The organism is Pseudomonas sp. UTLPPB19802 (assembly GCF_059730225.1).
In genome coordinates this window covers 1,219,440-1,234,143 of the sequence record NZ_AP048545.1, presented here as the reverse complement: position 1 = coordinate 1,234,143, position 14,704 = coordinate 1,219,440, and the positions used below count along the sequence as shown (strand labels likewise).

General features: G+C 63.2%; 18 protein-coding genes. 11 read left to right on the top strand and 7 right to left on the bottom strand.

Annotated features, from left to right (window positions below):
• Window positions 1–166: 166 nt before the first annotated feature.
• Entirely contained in the window at window positions 167–823 is a 657-nt protein-coding gene (locus AC6I6U_RS05560) for a C40 family peptidase (RefSeq protein WP_497881033.1), read from the top strand.
• Window positions 824–1,034: 211 nt separating this feature from the next.
• Here AC6I6U_RS05560 and AC6I6U_RS05555 read toward each other — a convergent pair whose 3' ends face one another.
• Together AC6I6U_RS05555 and AC6I6U_RS05550 are read right to left on the bottom strand one after the other, a co-directional pair.
• On the bottom strand, window positions 1,035–2,138 hold the full coding sequence (locus tag AC6I6U_RS05555) for a PilT/PilU family type 4a pilus ATPase (RefSeq protein WP_497881032.1): 1,104 nt from the start codon (window positions 2,136–2,138) through the stop codon (window positions 1,035–1,037).
• Between the two features lie 180 nt (window positions 2,139–2,318).
• The gene (locus tag AC6I6U_RS05550; RefSeq protein WP_497881031.1) at window positions 2,319–3,353 is read right to left on the bottom strand and encodes a type IV pilus twitching motility protein PilT; all 1,035 of its coding nucleotides are present in this window, start codon (window positions 3,351–3,353) and stop codon (window positions 2,319–2,321) included.
• Window positions 3,354–3,408: 55 nt separating this feature from the next.
• On the opposite strand from AC6I6U_RS05550, the gene AC6I6U_RS05545 reads away from it, so the two are divergent.
• The 9 genes from AC6I6U_RS05545 to AC6I6U_RS05505 all read left to right on the top strand — a co-directional run bounded on the left by AC6I6U_RS05545 (window position 3,409) and on the right by AC6I6U_RS05505 (window position 10,153).
• Window positions 3,409–4,095: a YggS family pyridoxal phosphate-dependent enzyme gene (locus AC6I6U_RS05545; protein WP_497881030.1), complete on the top strand. Its 687-nt coding sequence runs from the start codon at window positions 3,409–3,411 to the stop codon at window positions 4,093–4,095.
• A gap of 33 nt (window positions 4,096–4,128) precedes the next feature.
• Complete coding sequence (gene proC, locus AC6I6U_RS05540) at window positions 4,129–4,947, top strand: pyrroline-5-carboxylate reductase (RefSeq protein WP_497881029.1); 819 nt, start codon at window positions 4,129–4,131, stop codon at window positions 4,945–4,947.
• An 18-nt stretch (window positions 4,948–4,965) separates the two neighbouring features.
• Complete coding sequence (locus AC6I6U_RS05535) at window positions 4,966–5,556, top strand: YggT family protein (RefSeq protein ID WP_497881028.1); 591 nt, start codon at window positions 4,966–4,968, stop codon at window positions 5,554–5,556.
• A 243-nt stretch (window positions 5,557–5,799) separates the two neighbouring features.
• Window positions 5,800–6,939, top strand: a complete 1,140-nt coding sequence (gene metX, locus AC6I6U_RS05530) for a homoserine O-succinyltransferase MetX (RefSeq protein ID WP_497881027.1) — start codon at window positions 5,800–5,802, stop codon at window positions 6,937–6,939.
• Window positions 6,940–6,946: 7 nt separating this feature from the next.
• The gene (gene metW / locus AC6I6U_RS05525) at window positions 6,947–7,567 is read left to right on the top strand and encodes a methionine biosynthesis protein MetW (protein WP_497881026.1); all 621 of its coding nucleotides are present in this window, start codon (window positions 6,947–6,949) and stop codon (window positions 7,565–7,567) included.
• Between the two features lie 26 nt (window positions 7,568–7,593).
• A complete protein-coding gene (locus AC6I6U_RS05520) occupies window positions 7,594–8,028 on the top strand; it encodes a DUF4426 domain-containing protein (RefSeq protein WP_497881025.1) in 435 nt (144 codons plus the stop codon).
• The gene (gene rdgB / locus AC6I6U_RS05515; RefSeq protein ID WP_497881024.1) at window positions 8,025–8,621 is read left to right on the top strand and encodes an RdgB/HAM1 family non-canonical purine NTP pyrophosphatase; all 597 of its coding nucleotides are present in this window, start codon (window positions 8,025–8,027) and stop codon (window positions 8,619–8,621) included. Before AC6I6U_RS05520 ends, rdgB begins: the two co-directional genes overlap by 4 nt.
• A complete protein-coding gene (gene hemW / locus AC6I6U_RS05510; RefSeq protein ID WP_497881023.1) occupies window positions 8,618–9,820 on the top strand; it encodes a radical SAM family heme chaperone HemW in 1,203 nt (400 codons plus the stop codon). The genes rdgB and hemW overlap by 4 nt, the downstream gene beginning before the upstream one ends.
• Window positions 9,821–9,829: 9 nt before the next feature.
• Window positions 9,830–10,153, top strand: coding sequence for a DUF3392 domain-containing protein (locus tag AC6I6U_RS05505; protein ID WP_010444939.1), 324 nt, complete (start codon window positions 9,830–9,832; stop codon window positions 10,151–10,153).
• A 182-nt stretch (window positions 10,154–10,335) separates the two neighbouring features.
• On the opposite strand, the gene trmB is transcribed toward AC6I6U_RS05505, so the two are convergent.
• From trmB to AC6I6U_RS05485, 4 genes are all read right to left on the bottom strand, one after another.
• The gene (trmB, locus tag AC6I6U_RS05500) at window positions 10,336–11,061 is read right to left on the bottom strand and encodes a tRNA (guanosine(46)-N7)-methyltransferase TrmB (protein WP_497881022.1); all 726 of its coding nucleotides are present in this window, start codon (window positions 11,059–11,061) and stop codon (window positions 10,336–10,338) included.
• 9 nt (window positions 11,062–11,070) lie between these two features.
• Window positions 11,071–11,865 carry a thiazole synthase gene (locus tag AC6I6U_RS05495; protein ID WP_017903470.1) on the bottom strand — a complete coding sequence of 265 codons (795 nt, stop codon included), beginning with the start codon at window positions 11,863–11,865 and terminating at the stop codon, window positions 11,071–11,073.
• A gap of 64 nt (window positions 11,866–11,929) precedes the next feature.
• On the bottom strand, window positions 11,930–12,130 hold the full coding sequence (gene thiS / locus AC6I6U_RS05490) for a sulfur carrier protein ThiS (protein ID WP_497881021.1): 201 nt from the start codon (window positions 12,128–12,130) through the stop codon (window positions 11,930–11,932).
• Window positions 12,131–12,221: 91 nt separating this feature from the next.
• Window positions 12,222–12,593: a DUF423 domain-containing protein gene (locus AC6I6U_RS05485; protein ID WP_497881020.1), complete on the bottom strand. Its 372-nt coding sequence runs from the start codon at window positions 12,591–12,593 to the stop codon at window positions 12,222–12,224.
• Between the two features lie 70 nt (window positions 12,594–12,663).
• On the opposite strand from AC6I6U_RS05485, the gene mtgA reads away from it, so the two are divergent.
• A complete protein-coding gene (gene mtgA / locus AC6I6U_RS05480; protein WP_497881019.1) occupies window positions 12,664–13,386 on the top strand; it encodes a monofunctional biosynthetic peptidoglycan transglycosylase in 723 nt (240 codons plus the stop codon).
• A 409-nt stretch (window positions 13,387–13,795) separates the two neighbouring features.
• On the opposite strand, the gene rpoH is transcribed toward mtgA, so the two are convergent.
• Window positions 13,796–14,650, bottom strand: a complete 855-nt coding sequence (gene rpoH, locus AC6I6U_RS05475) for an RNA polymerase sigma factor RpoH (RefSeq protein ID WP_010444950.1) — start codon at window positions 14,648–14,650, stop codon at window positions 13,796–13,798.
• Window positions 14,651–14,704 lie beyond the last annotated feature (54 nt).

Genomic DNA, 14,704 nt, shown 5'->3' with positions numbered 1-14,704 from the left:
GCCATAAATCGCTGAAAGCCTTGTGGCACCTGAGCTGCGCGTGACCCATGGGTCTCTTTTCGCCGCCGCAGGGCCCCTCCGCCCCCTGTATGGATTCGACAAACGGCCTCGGAAAGACCCGAAAGCTGTTATAAAGTTGCGCGCTAACCAATATGAGCCTTGCCTAATGCGACCATTTTTCAAGACTTGGCTGACCATTTGTCTTTTGATGCCACTGGCCGCCCACGCCACCAATCGTGAGCAACGTCTTCCCAATGTCGACGGTCACACTGCAAAGTCACCTGCAGCTGTCGCCAAACTTTCCGAGATCAGCGTTCCGAGCAGCAAACGTCCTGGCAAGCACACCAGCCACGGCAAAGTGAAACAGGCCGAACTCACCGCCAGCGTTGCCGGTGCCCCGAACAGCAAGCAGAGCAGCGCCGCCCTGAGCCGCGCGGTGAATGTGCTGGGCACCCCCTATCGCTGGGGCGGCAGCAGCCCGAGCAAGGGTTTCGACTGCAGCGGGCTGGTGAAGTACGCCTATAGCGGTGTCGCCGCCAGCGACCTGCCACGCACTTCCAACGCCATGGCTTCCGGCCACGGCCAGAAGGTCGATCGCAAGGACCTGAAGCCGGGTGACCTGGTGTTCTTCAACATCAAGAGCCGCAAGGTCAACCACGTCGCCATCTACCTGGGCAACGATCGCTTCATCCACGCCCCGCGTCGTGGCAAGGCCGTGACCATCGACACGCTGAAGAAGCCCTACTGGGCCAGCCACTACGCGGTCGCCAAGCGGGTGATTGCGAAAGAGCAGACCGGCCACATGCGGGTCGTCCAGCGCTAACGCGCCTTGCCCGACCTGCCGTGCCGAGCGGCTTTTTGTGGCAAACGGGCTTTTGTGGCGAGCGGGCTAGCCCGCGCTCGGCTGCAAGGCAGCCGCAAACCCGGCTGACCCGATCTACCCGGCAAATCAGTGTTGCCTGGCTTTTTTTGGGGGGGCTTTGCCCCCAACGCGGGCAAGCCCGCTCGCCACAAGCATTGCGCCTGCTGTCGCATCACCGCGGGTTGAGACTCAGGTCCACCGCCTCGCCTCCCGCGCCCTTCTCCAGCTTGATCATCAGCCGCAGGTCATTGGCCGAATCCGCGTGCGCCAAGGCATCGCGATAACTGATCACGCCTTCCTGATACAACGCATACAAGGCCTGGTCGAGGGTCTGCATGCCCTGCTCGGTTGAACGTTTCATCAACGGCTTGAGCCCCTTGATCTCGCCCTTGCGGATCAGGTCGGCCATCAAGGGCGTATTCAACAACACCTCCACCACCGCCCGGCGGCTGGCGCCGTCCTGCGTCGGAATCAGTTGCTGGGCGACGATCGCCCGCAGGTTGAGCGACAGGTCCATCCAGATCTGCGGGTGACGGTCCACGGGGAAGAAGTTGATGATCCGCTCCAACGCCTGGTCGGCATTCGGCGCATGCAGGGTGGCCAGGCACAGGTGACCGGTTTCGGCGAAGGCCAGGGCATGGTTCATGGTTTCGCGGCTGCGCACTTCGCCGATCATGATCAGGTCCGGGGCCTGGCGCAGGGTGTTCTTCAGCGCCACCTCGTAGGAATCGGTGTCGATCCCCACTTCCCGCTGGGTGATGATGCAGTTCTGGTGTTCGTGGATGAACTCGATCGGGTCCTCGATCGTCACGATATGCCCGCTGCCCTGCTGGTTGCGGTGGCCGATCATCGCCGCCAGCGAGGTCGACTTGCCGGCCCCGGTGGCACCGACGAACATCACCAGGCCCCGCTTGAGCAGCGACAGTTGCTCGATGATCGGCGGCAGCTTGAGGTCGGCCAGTTGCGGAATCCGTGTCTCGATACGCCGCAACACCATGCCCGGCTGACTGCGCTGGTAGAAGGCGCTGACCCGGAAACGGCCAATGCCCTTGGGCTGGATGGCGAAATTGCACTCGTGCAGGTGGCTGAAGTCCAGCCGCTGGCGCTCGTTCATCAGGCCGTAGACCGCATCCTGGGTCTGTTCCACGGTCAGCGCGTTGCGAGTGACCGGTACTATCTGGCCGTTGACCTTCAACGAAGGTGGCAGGCCAGGGGTGATAAACAAGTCGGAGCCGCCCCTTTCCACCATCAGGCGCAGCAGTTTCTCGAACTCCATGAGTGTCTCCGCGTCAGCTCAGGCATAACCTGTATGACAGCGTAGAAGACTCAATGACCTGCACGGTTGATTCGAATATTCAAACTCGAGTTCCAGGCAAGGGCCAAGGCGAGGAGTGGCAAGGTATTCCGGCGAATGCCTTGGGCCAAGGTTGAGTATGCGAATCAGCCACACAGGTCACTAAAAGTTGTCGGGAATTTTCGCCTTTTCCCGGGCACTGTCGCGGGCAATGAGGCCCTTGCTCAGCAGATCCTTGAGGCACATGTCCAGGGTCTGCATGCCCAGCGAGCCGCCAGTCTGGATCGACGAGTACATCTGCGCCACCTTGTCCTCGCGGATCAGGTTGCGGATCGCCGGGGTGCCCAGCATGATTTCATGGGCCGCCACCCGTCCGCCGCCGATCTTCTTCAACAGGCTCTGGGAAATCACCGCCTGCAACGACTCGGAAAGCATCGAGCGGACCATGGACTTCTCTTCCGCGGGGAACACGTCGACCACCCGGTCGATGGTCTTCGCCGCCGAGGTGGTGTGCAGGGTGCCAAACACCAGATGCCCGGTTTCCGCAGCGGTCAGCGCCAGGCGGATGGTTTCCAGGTCACGCATCTCGCCCACCAGGATCACGTCCGGGTCTTCCCGCAGGGCCGAACGCAGCGCCGCCGAGAAGCTCTGGGTATCGCGGTGCACTTCACGCTGGTTGACCAGGCATTTCTTCGACTCGTGGACGAATTCGATCGGGTCCTCGATGGTGAGGATATGGTGGTGCCTGTTGTTGTTCAGGTGGTCGATCATCGCCGCCAGGGTGGTCGACTTGCCCGAGCCGGTCGGCCCGGTCACCAGCACCAGGCCACGGGGCACCTCGGTGATCTTGCGGAACACCTCGCCCATGCCCAGGTCGTCCATGGTCAGGACCTTCGACGGGATGGTTCGAAATACCGCACCGGCACCGCGGTTCTGGTTGAACGCGTTGACCCGGAAGCGCGCCACTCCCGGCACCTCGAAGGAGAAGTCGGTTTCCAGGAACTCCTCGTAGTCCTTGCGCTGGCGGTCATTCATGATGTCATAGATCAGGTCATGGACCTGCTTGTGGTCCAGCGCCGGCAGGTTGATCCGGCGCACATCGCCATCGACCCGGATCATCGGCGGCAATCCGGCCGAGAGGTGCAAGTCCGACGCGCCCTGTTTGGCGCTAAAGGCCAGCAGCTCGGTGATATCCATGAGGCTCCCCAATACAGGTAGAATGCCGCAGACTTTTCAACTGCGGGCGAGATTGATGACCACGATAGCAGACAACATTGCCTCCGTTGCAGCTCGTATCCGCGCCGCCGCCCAGGCTGCAGGCCGCAATGCCGCCGACGTCCAGCTGCTCGCCGTGAGCAAGACCAAGCCCGCCGAGGCCATTCGCGAAGCCCACGCCGCAGGTCTCGCGGATTTTGGCGAGAACTACCTGCAGGAAGCCCTCGGCAAGCAGGCAGAATTGACCGACCTGCCCTTGTGTTGGCACTTTATCGGCCCCATTCAATCGAACAAGACTCGAGCCATTGCCGAGCATTTCGACTGGGTGCATTCCGTGGATCGCCTGAAAATCGCACAACGCCTGTCCGAACAACGCCCGGCCGACCTGCCGCCGCTGAACATCTGCATCCAGGTCAACGTCAGCGGCGAGGACAGCAAGTCCGGCTGCACCCCGGCCGACCTGCCGGCCCTGGCCGCAGCCATCGGCGCCCTGCCGAACCTGGCGCTGCGCGGGCTGATGGCAATTCCCGAACCAACCGAAGAGCGTGCCGCACAAGACGCCGCGTTCGCCACCGTGCGAACCTTGCAGAACAGCCTCGACCTGCCGCTCGACACACTTTCCATGGGCATGAGCCACGACCTCGAGTCGGCCATTGCCCAAGGCGCCACCTGGGTGCGGATCGGTACCGCCCTGTTTGGTGCCCGCGACTATGGCCAGGCCTGAAAGGGCCCCACACTCTCGTTCTAAGGATCCATCATGAGCAAGAATCGAATCACCTTCATCGGCGCCGGCAACATGGCAGCCAGCCTGATCGGCGGTTTGCGCGCCGAGGGTCTGGATGCCGCGTTGATTCGCGCCAGCGATCCGGGCGCCGAGACCCGTGCCCGGGTTGCCGCCGAACACGGCATCGAAGTGTTCGCCGACAACGCCGAAGCCATCCAGGGCGCCGACGTGGTGGTGCTGGCGGTCAAGCCACAGGCCATGAAAGCCGTGTGCGAGGCGCTGCGCCCCAGCCTCAAGGCCAACCAACTGGTGGTGTCCATCGCTGCCGGTATCACCTGCGCCAGCCTGAACAACTGGCTCGGCGAGCAGCCGGTGGTGCGTTGCATGCCCAACACCCCTTCGCTGCTGCGCAAGGGTGTCAGCGGCCTGTACGCCACCCCCCGGGTTTGCGCCGAACAGCGCCAGCAGGCACAGACCCTGCTGGCGGCCGTCGGCTCGGCCCTGTGGCTGGATGAGGAGCAGCAACTGGACGCGGTCACCGCGGTATCCGGCAGCGGCCCGGCGTACTTCTTCCTGCTGATCGAAGCCATGACCGCCGCCGGCGAGAAGCTCGGCCTGCCGCGCGATGTCGCCATCCAGCTGAGCCAGCAGACCGCCCTGGGCGCCGCGCACATGGCGGTTGCCAGCGACGTGGATGCCGCCGAGCTGCGCCGTCGGGTAACCTCTCCGGCCGGCACCACGGAAGCGGCGATCAAGACGTTCCAGGCCGGAGGCTTCGAAGCCCTGGTAGAAAAGGCGCTCGGCGCCGCCGCCCAGCGCTCGGCCGAAATGGCCGAGCAACTCGGTCAGTAATTCGCGAGGAAATACTTGATGTTTGCACTCAATAGCGCTGCCATCTTCGTCATCCAGACCCTGGGCAGCCTGTATCTGCTGGTGGTTCTGTTGCGCTTCATCCTGCAACTGGTGCGGGCCAACTTCTACAACCCGCTGTGCCAGTTCACCGTCAAGGCCACCCAGCCGCTGCTCAAGCCGATGCGCCGGGTGATCCCGAGCCTGTTCGGCCTGGACATGTCCTCGCTGGTGCTGGCGATCATCGTGCAGATGCTGCTGATGGCGGTGATCCTGCTGCTCAGCTACGGCGTGACCGGCAACATCGGCTACCTGCTGATCTGGGCGATCATCGGCGTCACCTCGCTGTTCCTCAAGGTGTTCTTCTTCGCCATGATCATCAGCGTGATCCTGTCCTGGGTCGCGCCGAACAGCCACAGCCCGGCGGCCGAACTGGTGTACCAGATCAGCGAGCCAGTGCTGGCACCGTTCCGCAAGATCGTGCCGAACCTCGGCGGGCTGGATATCTCGCCGATCCTGGCGTTCCTGGTGATCCAACTGCTGCAGAGCTACGTGATCCCGCCATTGGCAGTGATGAGCGGCATGCCTGAAGTACTGTTCCGGCTGATCTGATGCGGTAAGTGTGGCGAGCGGGCTTGCCCGCGCTGGGTCGCGAAGCGATCCTAAAATCGGCGAATCATTCTGCCAGGTAGACCGAGACTACTGGTTTACGACTGCTTCGCAGCCGAACGCGGGCAAGCCCGCTCGCCACAGGACCGCTACCACTTCTCAAATGGACTCGCCACGCAGGCCGCCGCTTGCCGCTGATCCCCCCGCTCATTAGACTTACGCCTCATTCAAGCGTGAGCAGGGTCGATGTCCAGTGTCTTTCCCCACGATTCCGTCGGGCTGGTCGTGCCGCAAACAGCACATTTCAGCGAGCCCCTGGCCCTGGCCTGTGGTCGCTCCCTGCCGGCCTACGATCTGATCTACGAAACCTACGGCACCCTCAACGCCACGGCGAGCAACGCGGTGCTGATCTGTCACGCCCTGTCCGGCCACCACCACGCGGCTGGCTACCACAGCGCCGAAGACCGCAAGCCGGGCTGGTGGGACAGTTGCATCGGCCCCGGCAAGCCGATCGACACCAACAAGTTCTTCGTCGTCAGCCTGAACAACCTCGGCGGCTGCAATGGCTCCACCGGGCCCAGCAGCCTCAATCCGGAAACCGGCAAACCGTTCGGCGCCGAGTTCCCGGTACTGACCGTGGAAGACTGGGTGCACAGCCAGGCCCGCCTCGCCGATCGCCTGGGCATCGACCAATGGGCGGCAGTGGTCGGCGGCAGCCTTGGCGGCATGCAGGCCATGCAGTGGACCATCACCTACCCGGATCGCGTACGCCACTGCGTCGCCATTGCCTCGGCGCCCAAGCTGTCGGCGCAGAACATTGCCTTCAACGAAGTGGCGCGCCAGGCGATCCTCACCGACCCCGAGTTCCACGGCGGCTCGTTCCAGGAACACGGCGTGATTCCCAAGCGCGGGCTGATGCTGGCGCGGATGGTCGGGCATATCACCTACCTGTCCGACGACTCCATGGGCGAGAAATTCGGTCGTGGCCTCAAGAGCGACAAGCTCAACTACGACTTCCACAGCGTCGAGTTCCAGGTCGAAAGCTACCTGCGCTACCAGGGCGAGGAATTCTCCGGTCGCTTCGACGCCAACACCTACCTGGTGATGACCAAGGCGCTGGACTACTTCGACCCGGCAGCCGGCTTCGACAACAACCTGGCCAGGACCTTCGCCGGCGCCAAGGCCAGCTTCTGCGTGATGTCCTTCACCACCGACTGGCGCTTCTCGCCGGCCCGTTCGCGGGAAGTGGTCGATGCGCTGATGGCTGCGCGCAAGGACGTCTGCTACCTGGAAATCGACGCACCACAAGGCCACGACGCCTTCCTGATCCCGATCCCGCGTTACCTGCAGGCGTTCGGCAACTACATGAACCGAATTACGCTGTGAGGACGCCATGAGAGCCGACCTGGAAATCATCCAAGACTGGATCCCCGCCGGCAGCCGCGTGCTCGACCTCGGCTGCGGTGATGGCGAACTGCTGAGCTGGCTGCGCGACAACAAGCAGGTCAGCGGCTACGGCCTGGAAAACGACGCAGACAACATCGCCGCCTGCGTGGCCAAGGGCATCAACGTCATCGAGCAGGACCTGGACAAGGGCCTGGGCAACTTCGCCAGCAACAGTTTCGACATCGTGGTCATGACCCAGGCCCTGCAGGCCGTGCACTACCCGGACAAGATCCTCGACGAAATGCTCCGGGTCGGCCGCCAGTGCATCATCACCTTCCCCAACTTCGGCCACTGGCGCTGCCGCTGGTACCTGGCGAGCAAGGGCCGGATGCCGGTCTCGGAATTCCTGCCATACACCTGGTACAACACGCCGAACATCCACTTCTGTACCTTCGAGGACTTCGAGGAACTGTGCCGCGAGCGCCAGGCCAAGGTCATCGATCGGCTTGCCGTGGATCAACAGCATCGCCACGGGTGGGCCAGTAAGCTATGGCCTAATCTGTTGGGAGAGATCGGCATCTACCGCGTCAGCAGCCCCAGCCTGCAGGATCACAAGATCGCGGTATGAATCACGCGAGTTCGAGGAGGATGACCATGGGACGTCTGGCGATTTTTCTATTGAGTGCCTGCCTGGGCCTGTCGGCCATGGCCGCCGACGCCATCAAGGGCGAGCGCCAGGAAGTGTTCGGTGATATCACCGTGCACTACAACACGTTCAACTCCACCTACCTGCAACCGGACATCGCCAAGGCGAACGAACTGGTGCGCAGCAAGAACCAGGGCGTGATCAACGTCGCGGTGCTCAAGGCCGGCAAGCCGGCGGTCGCCCAGCTCAGCGGTGCCGTCAAGGACCTGACCAACAAGCGTCTGCCGCTCGCCTTCAAGCAGGTCAACGAGCAGGGCGCGGTGTACTACATCGCCCAGTTTCCGGTGCCCCAGCAGGAAAACCGGACCTTCGAGATCGCGGTGACCAGTGGCGGGCAAACCCATACCTTCAGCTTCAACCAAGAGCTTTTCCCAGGCGAATGATGAACCTCACCCAATTGGTACTGGCCAGCCATAACGCTGGCAAACTCAAGGAACTGCAGGCGATGCTCGGCGACTCGGTGCAGTTGCGCTCGGTCGGCGAGTTCAGCAGTGTCGAGCCGGAGGAAACCGGCCTGTCGTTCGTCGAGAACGCGATCCTCAAGGCCCGCAATGCCGCGCGCCTCTCCGGCCTTCCGGCACTGGCCGACGATTCGGGCCTGGCGGTGGATTTCCTCGGCGGCGCGCCGGGCATCTACTCGGCCCGCTACGCCGACGGCAAGGGCGACGCGGCGAACAACGCCAAGCTGCTCGAAGCACTCAAGGACGTGCCTGAAGCCGAGCGCGGCGCGCAGTTCGTCTGCGTGCTGGCGCTGGTCCGGCATGCCGACGATCCGCTGCCGATCCTCTGCGAAGGTCTCTGGCACGGCCGCATCCTCACCGCTGCCAGCGGCGAGCACGGCTTCGGCTACGACCCGCTGTTCTGGGTGCCCGAGCGCAACTGCTCCAGCGCCGAACTGAACCCGGTGGAAAAGAACCAACTCAGCCATCGCGCCCGCGCCATGGTTCTGCTGCGGCAACGCCTGGGCCTGCAATGACCCGGACTTCCCCCGCGCTGCCGCTGATCCACGGCGGTGCGCAACCTCCTCGGGCGGCCTTGCCGCAACTGCCGCCCCTGGCGTTGTACATCCATATTCCCTGGTGCGTGCGCAAGTGCCCCTACTGTGACTTCAACTCCCACGCCGCCAGCCCCGTGCTGCCCGAAGAAGAGTATGTCGACGCGCTGCTGGCCGACCTCGAACAGGACCTGCCGGCCGCCTATGGCCGCGAGCTGAGCTCGATCTTCTTCGGCGGCGGTACGCCCAGCCTGTTCAGCCCCCAGGCGCTGGGCCGGCTGCTCAAGGGCGTCGAGGCACGCATCCCGTTCGCCAGCGACATCGAGATCACCCTGGAAGCCAACCCCGGAACGTTCGAGCAGGAGAAGTTCACGGCCTACCGGCAACTGGGCATCAATCGCCTGTCGATCGGCATCCAGAGTTTCCAGGAAGAAAAGCTCAAGGCCCTCGGTCGCATCCACACCGGCGGCGAAGCCGTGCGCGCGGCGGACATGGCGCGCCAGGCCGGCTTCGACAACTTCAACCTGGACCTGATGCACGGCCTGCCCGACCAGTCCCTGGAGGACGCCCTGGGCGACCTGCGCCAGGCCATCGCGCTGAAACCGACGCACCTGTCCTGGTACCAGCTGACCCTGGAACCGAACACGGTGTTCTGGAACCAGCCGCCGACGCTGCCGGAGGACGACACCCTGTGGGACATCCAGGAAGCCGGCCAGGCCCTGCTGGCCGAGCACGGCTACGCGCAGTACGAAGTATCGGCCTACGCCCAGCCCGGCCGGGCGGCGCGGCACAACCTGAACTACTGGAGCTTCGGTGACTTCATCGGCATCGGGGCCGGTGCCCACGGCAAGCTCAGCCACCCGGACGGGCGCATCGTGCGCACCTGGAAGACTCGCCTGCCCAAGGACTACCTCAATCCGGCCAAGAACTTCCAGGCCGGGGAGAAGATCCTGGACAACGATGAGCTGCCGTTCGAGTTCCTGATGAACGCCCTGCGGTTGACCGAAGGGGTCGACGCGGTCTTGTTTGCGCAACGCACCGGGCTTAGTCTCGACAGTTTGAACGAAGGACGGGCCGAGGCAGAACAAAGCGGCCTGTTGCAGGTCGAACCGACACGCCTGGTCGCGACCGCTCGCGGGCAGCTGTTTCTCAATGACCTGCTGCAACACTTTTTGACCTAAGGAAACCCCATGGACCTGATACTCGGCCTGCTTGCCACGGTATCGCGCTGGAGTCGCAGCAACCTATCGGAAATTTCCCTGGCGCTGGTGGGATGCCTGCTGGTGCTGTTCGGAGCAGATCTCAAGGCCTGGGTCGACCAGCGCCTGGGCAGCATCGCCGGCGCCTTGCGCGTGCCGCTGATGGCCCTGCTGTGCATGATCGGCAGCGGCCTGGCGCTGATCTATGCCACGCCCTGGGTCGTGCGGGGGTTGAGCCAGTTCAACAACTACAGCCTGGCGCCCGTGCTGCTGGTGGTGTTGATCCTGATCGGGGTGGTGGCGGATCGGCGCTGACTGCGCCTGTATTCACCCACCTTTTTTACCGTGGACACCTGAAACTGTGGAAGACGGCCGGGCGGCGCTCCGCTTGCTGGCGATAGCGGTGCATCAGCCAGCATATTTGTTGCCTGGCACTGCGCCATCGCCAGCAAGCCGGCTCCTACAGGGGGGCGCGCGTTGCCCCCCAAAGGGGTGTGTTACGCCAGCTTCTCGAACTTCAGGTCCCACACACCATGCCCGAGGCGCTCACCACGGCGCTCGAACTTGGTGATCGGCCGCTCGGCCGGACGTGGCACGCACTTGCCGTCTTCGGCCAGGTTGCGGTAACCCGGCGCGACATTCATCACTTCCAGCATGTACTCGGCATACGGCTCCCAGTCGGTGGCCATGTGCAGGACACCGCCAACCTTCAGCTTGCTGCGCACCAGCTCGGCGAAGGACGCCTGGACGATACGGCGCTTGTGGTGCCGGCTCTTGTGCCATGGATCGGGGAAGAACAGCATCAGCCGGTCCAGGCTGTTGTCCGCCACGCAGCGGTTGAGCACCTCGATGGCGTCGCAGTCATAGACCCGCAGGTTTTTCAGCCCCTGGGTCAGCACGCCGTTGAGCAAGGCGCCCACGCCCGGACGATGCACTTCGACACCGATAAAGTCCTGGTCCGGCGCAGCAGCCGCCATTTCCAGCAGGGAATGGCCCATGCCGAAACCGATTTCCAGCGAGCGCGGCGCAGAGCGGCCAAACACCTGGTCGAAATCCACCGGCGAATCGGCCAATGGCAGGATGAACAGCGGCCCACCCTGCTCCAGGCCCTTCTGCTGGCCTTCGGTCATGCGTCCGGCGCGCATCACGAAACTCTTGATGCGGCGGTGCTGGCGCTCTTCGCCTTCTTCCGCGTGGATTGGCGTTTCGTTCGATTCAGTCATCAAAGGCTCTTACTTGATCAGACCATCCAGCGGCGAGGATGCGCTGGCATAGAGTTTTTTCGGCATGCGCCCGGCGAGGTAGGCCAGGCGACCGGCGACGATGGCGTGTTTCATCGCCTCGGCCATCAGGATCGGTTGCTGCGCGTGGGCGATGGCCGAGTTCATCAGCACCGCTTCGCAGCCCAGCTCCATGGCGATGGTGGCATCGGAGGCGGTACCCACGCCGGCATCCACCAGCACCGGGATCTTCGCTTCTTCAAGGATGATCTGCAGGTTGTACGGATTGCAGATACCCAGGCCGGTGCCGATCAGGCCTGCCAGCGGCATGACTGCGATGCAGCCGATTTCCGCCAGTTGACGGGCGATGATCGGGTCGTCGCTGGTATAGACCATCACGTCGAAGCCTTCCTTGACCAGCACTTCGGCGGCCTTGAGGGTTTCGATCACGTTGGGGAACAGGGTCTTCTGGTCGGCCAGCACTTCCAGCTTGACCAGATTGTGGCCATCCAGCAGCTCACGAGCCAGGCGGCAGGTACGCACGGCCTCGATCGCGTCGTAGCAACCGGCGGTGTTCGGCAGGATGGTGTAGCGATCCGGCGGCAGCACGTCCAGCAGATTCGGCTCTCCCGGATTCTGGCCCAGGTTGGTCCGACGCACCGCGACGGTGACGATCTCGGCACCCGACGCCTCGATGGCCAGGCGGGTTTCTTCCATATCACGGTACTTGCCGGTTCCGACCAGCAGGCGGGATTGGTAGGTACGGCCGGCCAGCACGAAAGGCTTGTCGCTGCGAACAGTGCTCATGCACACATCCTCTTGAAGGGTTCAGGGCTTGCAGGGTGGATCAGGGCGTGGCGCCGCCAGGGGACTAGCCGCCACCGATGGCGTGGACCACTTCGACCTGATCACCCTCGCGCAGGGCGGTTTCGGCGTGCTGGCTACGCGGGACGATATCCAGGTTCAGCTCCACCGCCACCCGCCGCCCGACCAGGTCGAGGCGGGCCAGCAGGGCCGCGACGGTCTCGCCGTCGGGCAGTTCAAAGGATTCGCCGTTCAATTGAATGCGCATGCGCCGGGCTGCCATCATTTTTAGGGGCCAATATTCTAGCCCGATCAGTCCGGGCGACCCAAGCCATTCGTCTTTAATACGGACCCAGCGGTCAGCTCAGGCGCCAGGCAGCCAGGCCCAGGCAAAACCAGCCGATGAGGAAGGCCAGGCCACCGAACGGCGTGATGATGCCCAGCTTGCTGATGCCGCTGAGGGTCAACAGGTACAGGCTACCGGAGAACAGCAGGATACCGATGGTGAATGCCGAACCGGCCCAGGTCACCAGGCGTCCGGGGACATGGGCGGCCAGCAGCGCCACGCCAAACAGCGCCAGGGCATGCACCAGTTGGTAGGTAACACCCGTGTGGAAGATTGCCAGGTAGTCGGCGCTGAGGCGGTTTTTCAGGCCGTGGGCGGCAAAAGCGCCAAGGCCGACACCGGTGAAACCGAAAAACGCGGCGAGCATCAGGAAAACACGCAGCATGACCAACTCCATTCAGGGGACACAGGGTCTGTATAATGGCCCGCTCCTACGCCCCGGCCAAGCCATCTCTATGCTGCAGTTCCTTTTCCGCCGCCTGCTCATCACCCTGAAATGGTTCGCCATCGCCAGCGTGCTGCTGGTGCTGCTGTTTCGCTGGGTACCGCCGCCGGGCACGGCGCTGATGGTCGAGCGCAAGATCGAGTCGTGGGTCGACGGCGAGCCGATCGACCTGCAACGGACCTGGAAACCCTGGGAACAGATCAGCGACGAACTCAAGGTCGCGGTCATGGCCGGCGAGGACCAGAAGTTTCCCGAGCACTGGGGTTTCGACTTTGACGCGATCCAGTCCGCCTTCCTGCACAACGAACGCGGCGGCTCGATCCGTGGCGCCAGCACCCTCAGCCAGCAGGTATCGAAGAACCTGTTCCTCTGGTCCGGCCGCAGCTACTTGCGCAAGGGTCTGGAAGCCTGGTTCACCGTGTTGATCGAGACGCTGTGGCCCAAGCAACGCATTCTCGAGGTGTACCTGAACAGTGTCGAGTGGGATGAGGGCGTGTTCGGTGCGGAAGCGGCGGCGCGGCATCATTTCGGGATGAGTGCAGCATCCCTGTCGCGCCAGCAGGCCAGCCTGTTGGCGGCGGTGCTGCCCAATCCGCGCAAATGGAGCGCGAGCCATCCGAGTACCTATGTGGCCCGGCGGGCGGGATGGATTCGCCAGCAGATGAGTCAGCTCGGCGGCACCGGCTACCTGGCCGGGCTGAACGACTCGCGCAGGGCGCCCTGGGCACTCTGAAACAGCCCGAACTTAGCAGGTGGCTGTTTGAGAGAACCCTGTGCAGGAACGGTCCCAGTGTGGGAGTTCACACTGCCTGGGGATGCATACTGTTTGGGGATGTACAGGATGCACTGTGTGGCGAGCGGGCTTGCCCGCGCTGGGGCGCGAAGCGGCCCTGAAACCTGCCACCGCTTAACACCTGACACAACGCAACGACAGGTTTTGGGGCTGCTCTGCAGCCCAGCGCGGGCAAGCCCGCTCGCCACATGCAAGTCCTGGACAACCAGTTAGGTCCTGGGAAACCAGCCATGTCTTGGGCAACCAGTCAAAGTCCAGAGCAACAGATCAAACCCCGAACAACCAGCACACCTCCCTCCAAACAAAAACGCCCCGAACAAGTCGGGGCGTTTTTCGTTGCTGCGAGCGCTTAGGCGGCGATCGACAGCTTCAGTTTGTTCATCGCACTCTTTTCCAGCTGGCGAATACGCTCGGCCGAAACGTTGTACTTCTGTGCGAGGTCGTGCAGCGTGGCCTTTTCTTCCGCCAGCCAGCGCTGGTAGAGGATGTCACGGCTGCGCTCGTCCAGTACTTCCAGGGCCTCGTGCAGGTTGCTGTTGGAGTTTTCGCTCCAGTCGGCATCCTCCAGCTGACGCGCCGGGTCGTAACGATGATCTTCCAGGTAATTGGCCGGGGACTGGAACGCGCTGTCGTCGTCGGCTTCCGCCGCCGGGTCGAACGCCATGTCCTGGCCAGTCAGCCGGCTTTCCATCTCGCGCACTTCACGCGGCTCGACACCGAGGCTTTCCGCCACGCGGTGGACTTCCTCGTTGTTCAGCCAGGCCAGACGCTTCTTCTGGCTGCGCAGGTTGAAGAACAGCTTGCGCTGGGCCTTGGTGGTCGCCACCTTGACTATCCGCCAGTTGCGCAGGATGAACTCGTGGATTTCCGCCTTGATCCAGTGCACGGCGAATGACACCAGGCGCACACCCATTTCCGGGTTGAAGCGCTTCACGGCCTTCATCAGGCCGACGTTGCCCTCCTGGATCAGGTCAGCCTGGGCCAGGCCGTAGCCGGAATAGCTACGGGCGATATGGACGACGAAACGCAGGTGGGCCAGCACCATTTGCCGAGCGGCCTCAAGATCCTGCTGATAGTAGAGACTCTCGGCCAGTTCACGCTCCTGCTCCGGCGACAACAGCGGAATGCTGTTCACCGTGTTGACGTAGGCCTCCAGGTTCGCACCCGGGACCAGCGCATAGGCAGGTTGCAAAGAAGTGGTCATACGAAAAAACCTCCGACTCACATGACTCGTGCAGTGAAGCACTGCGAAAATTGA

Coding starts and splice junctions, on each gene's coding strand:
- thiS (WP_497881021.1), bottom strand. CDS start 12,130: ATGCGCATTCAATTGAACGGCGAATCCTTTGAACTGCCCGACGGCGAG.
- AC6I6U_RS05505 (WP_010444939.1), top strand. CDS start 9,830: ATGGACCTGATACTCGGCCTGCTTGCCACGGTATCGCGCTGGAGTCGC.
- metW (WP_497881026.1), top strand. CDS start 6,947: ATGAGAGCCGACCTGGAAATCATCCAAGACTGGATCCCCGCCGGCAGC.
- proC (WP_497881029.1), top strand. CDS start 4,129: ATGAGCAAGAATCGAATCACCTTCATCGGCGCCGGCAACATGGCAGCC.
- hemW (WP_497881023.1), top strand. CDS start 8,618: ATGACCCGGACTTCCCCCGCGCTGCCGCTGATCCACGGCGGTGCGCAA.
- AC6I6U_RS05555 (WP_497881032.1), bottom strand. CDS start 2,138: ATGGAGTTCGAGAAACTGCTGCGCCTGATGGTGGAAAGGGGCGGCTCC.
- AC6I6U_RS05495 (WP_017903470.1), bottom strand. CDS start 11,865: ATGAGCACTGTTCGCAGCGACAAGCCTTTCGTGCTGGCCGGCCGTACC.
- AC6I6U_RS05545 (WP_497881030.1), top strand. CDS start 3,409: ATGACCACGATAGCAGACAACATTGCCTCCGTTGCAGCTCGTATCCGC.
- rdgB (WP_497881024.1), top strand. CDS start 8,025: ATGATGAACCTCACCCAATTGGTACTGGCCAGCCATAACGCTGGCAAA.
- metX (WP_497881027.1), top strand. CDS start 5,800: ATGTCCAGTGTCTTTCCCCACGATTCCGTCGGGCTGGTCGTGCCGCAA.
- AC6I6U_RS05520 (WP_497881025.1), top strand. CDS start 7,594: ATGGGACGTCTGGCGATTTTTCTATTGAGTGCCTGCCTGGGCCTGTCG.
- AC6I6U_RS05560 (WP_497881033.1), top strand. CDS start 167: ATGCGACCATTTTTCAAGACTTGGCTGACCATTTGTCTTTTGATGCCA.
- rpoH (WP_010444950.1), bottom strand. CDS start 14,650: ATGACCACTTCTTTGCAACCTGCCTATGCGCTGGTCCCGGGTGCGAAC.
- mtgA (WP_497881019.1), top strand. CDS start 12,664: ATGCTGCAGTTCCTTTTCCGCCGCCTGCTCATCACCCTGAAATGGTTC.
- trmB (WP_497881022.1), bottom strand. CDS start 11,061: ATGACTGAATCGAACGAAACGCCAATCCACGCGGAAGAAGGCGAAGAG.
- AC6I6U_RS05550 (WP_497881031.1), bottom strand. CDS start 3,353: ATGGATATCACCGAGCTGCTGGCCTTTAGCGCCAAACAGGGCGCGTCG.
- AC6I6U_RS05535 (WP_497881028.1), top strand. CDS start 4,966: ATGTTTGCACTCAATAGCGCTGCCATCTTCGTCATCCAGACCCTGGGC.
- AC6I6U_RS05485 (WP_497881020.1), bottom strand. CDS start 12,593: ATGCTGCGTGTTTTCCTGATGCTCGCCGCGTTTTTCGGTTTCACCGGT.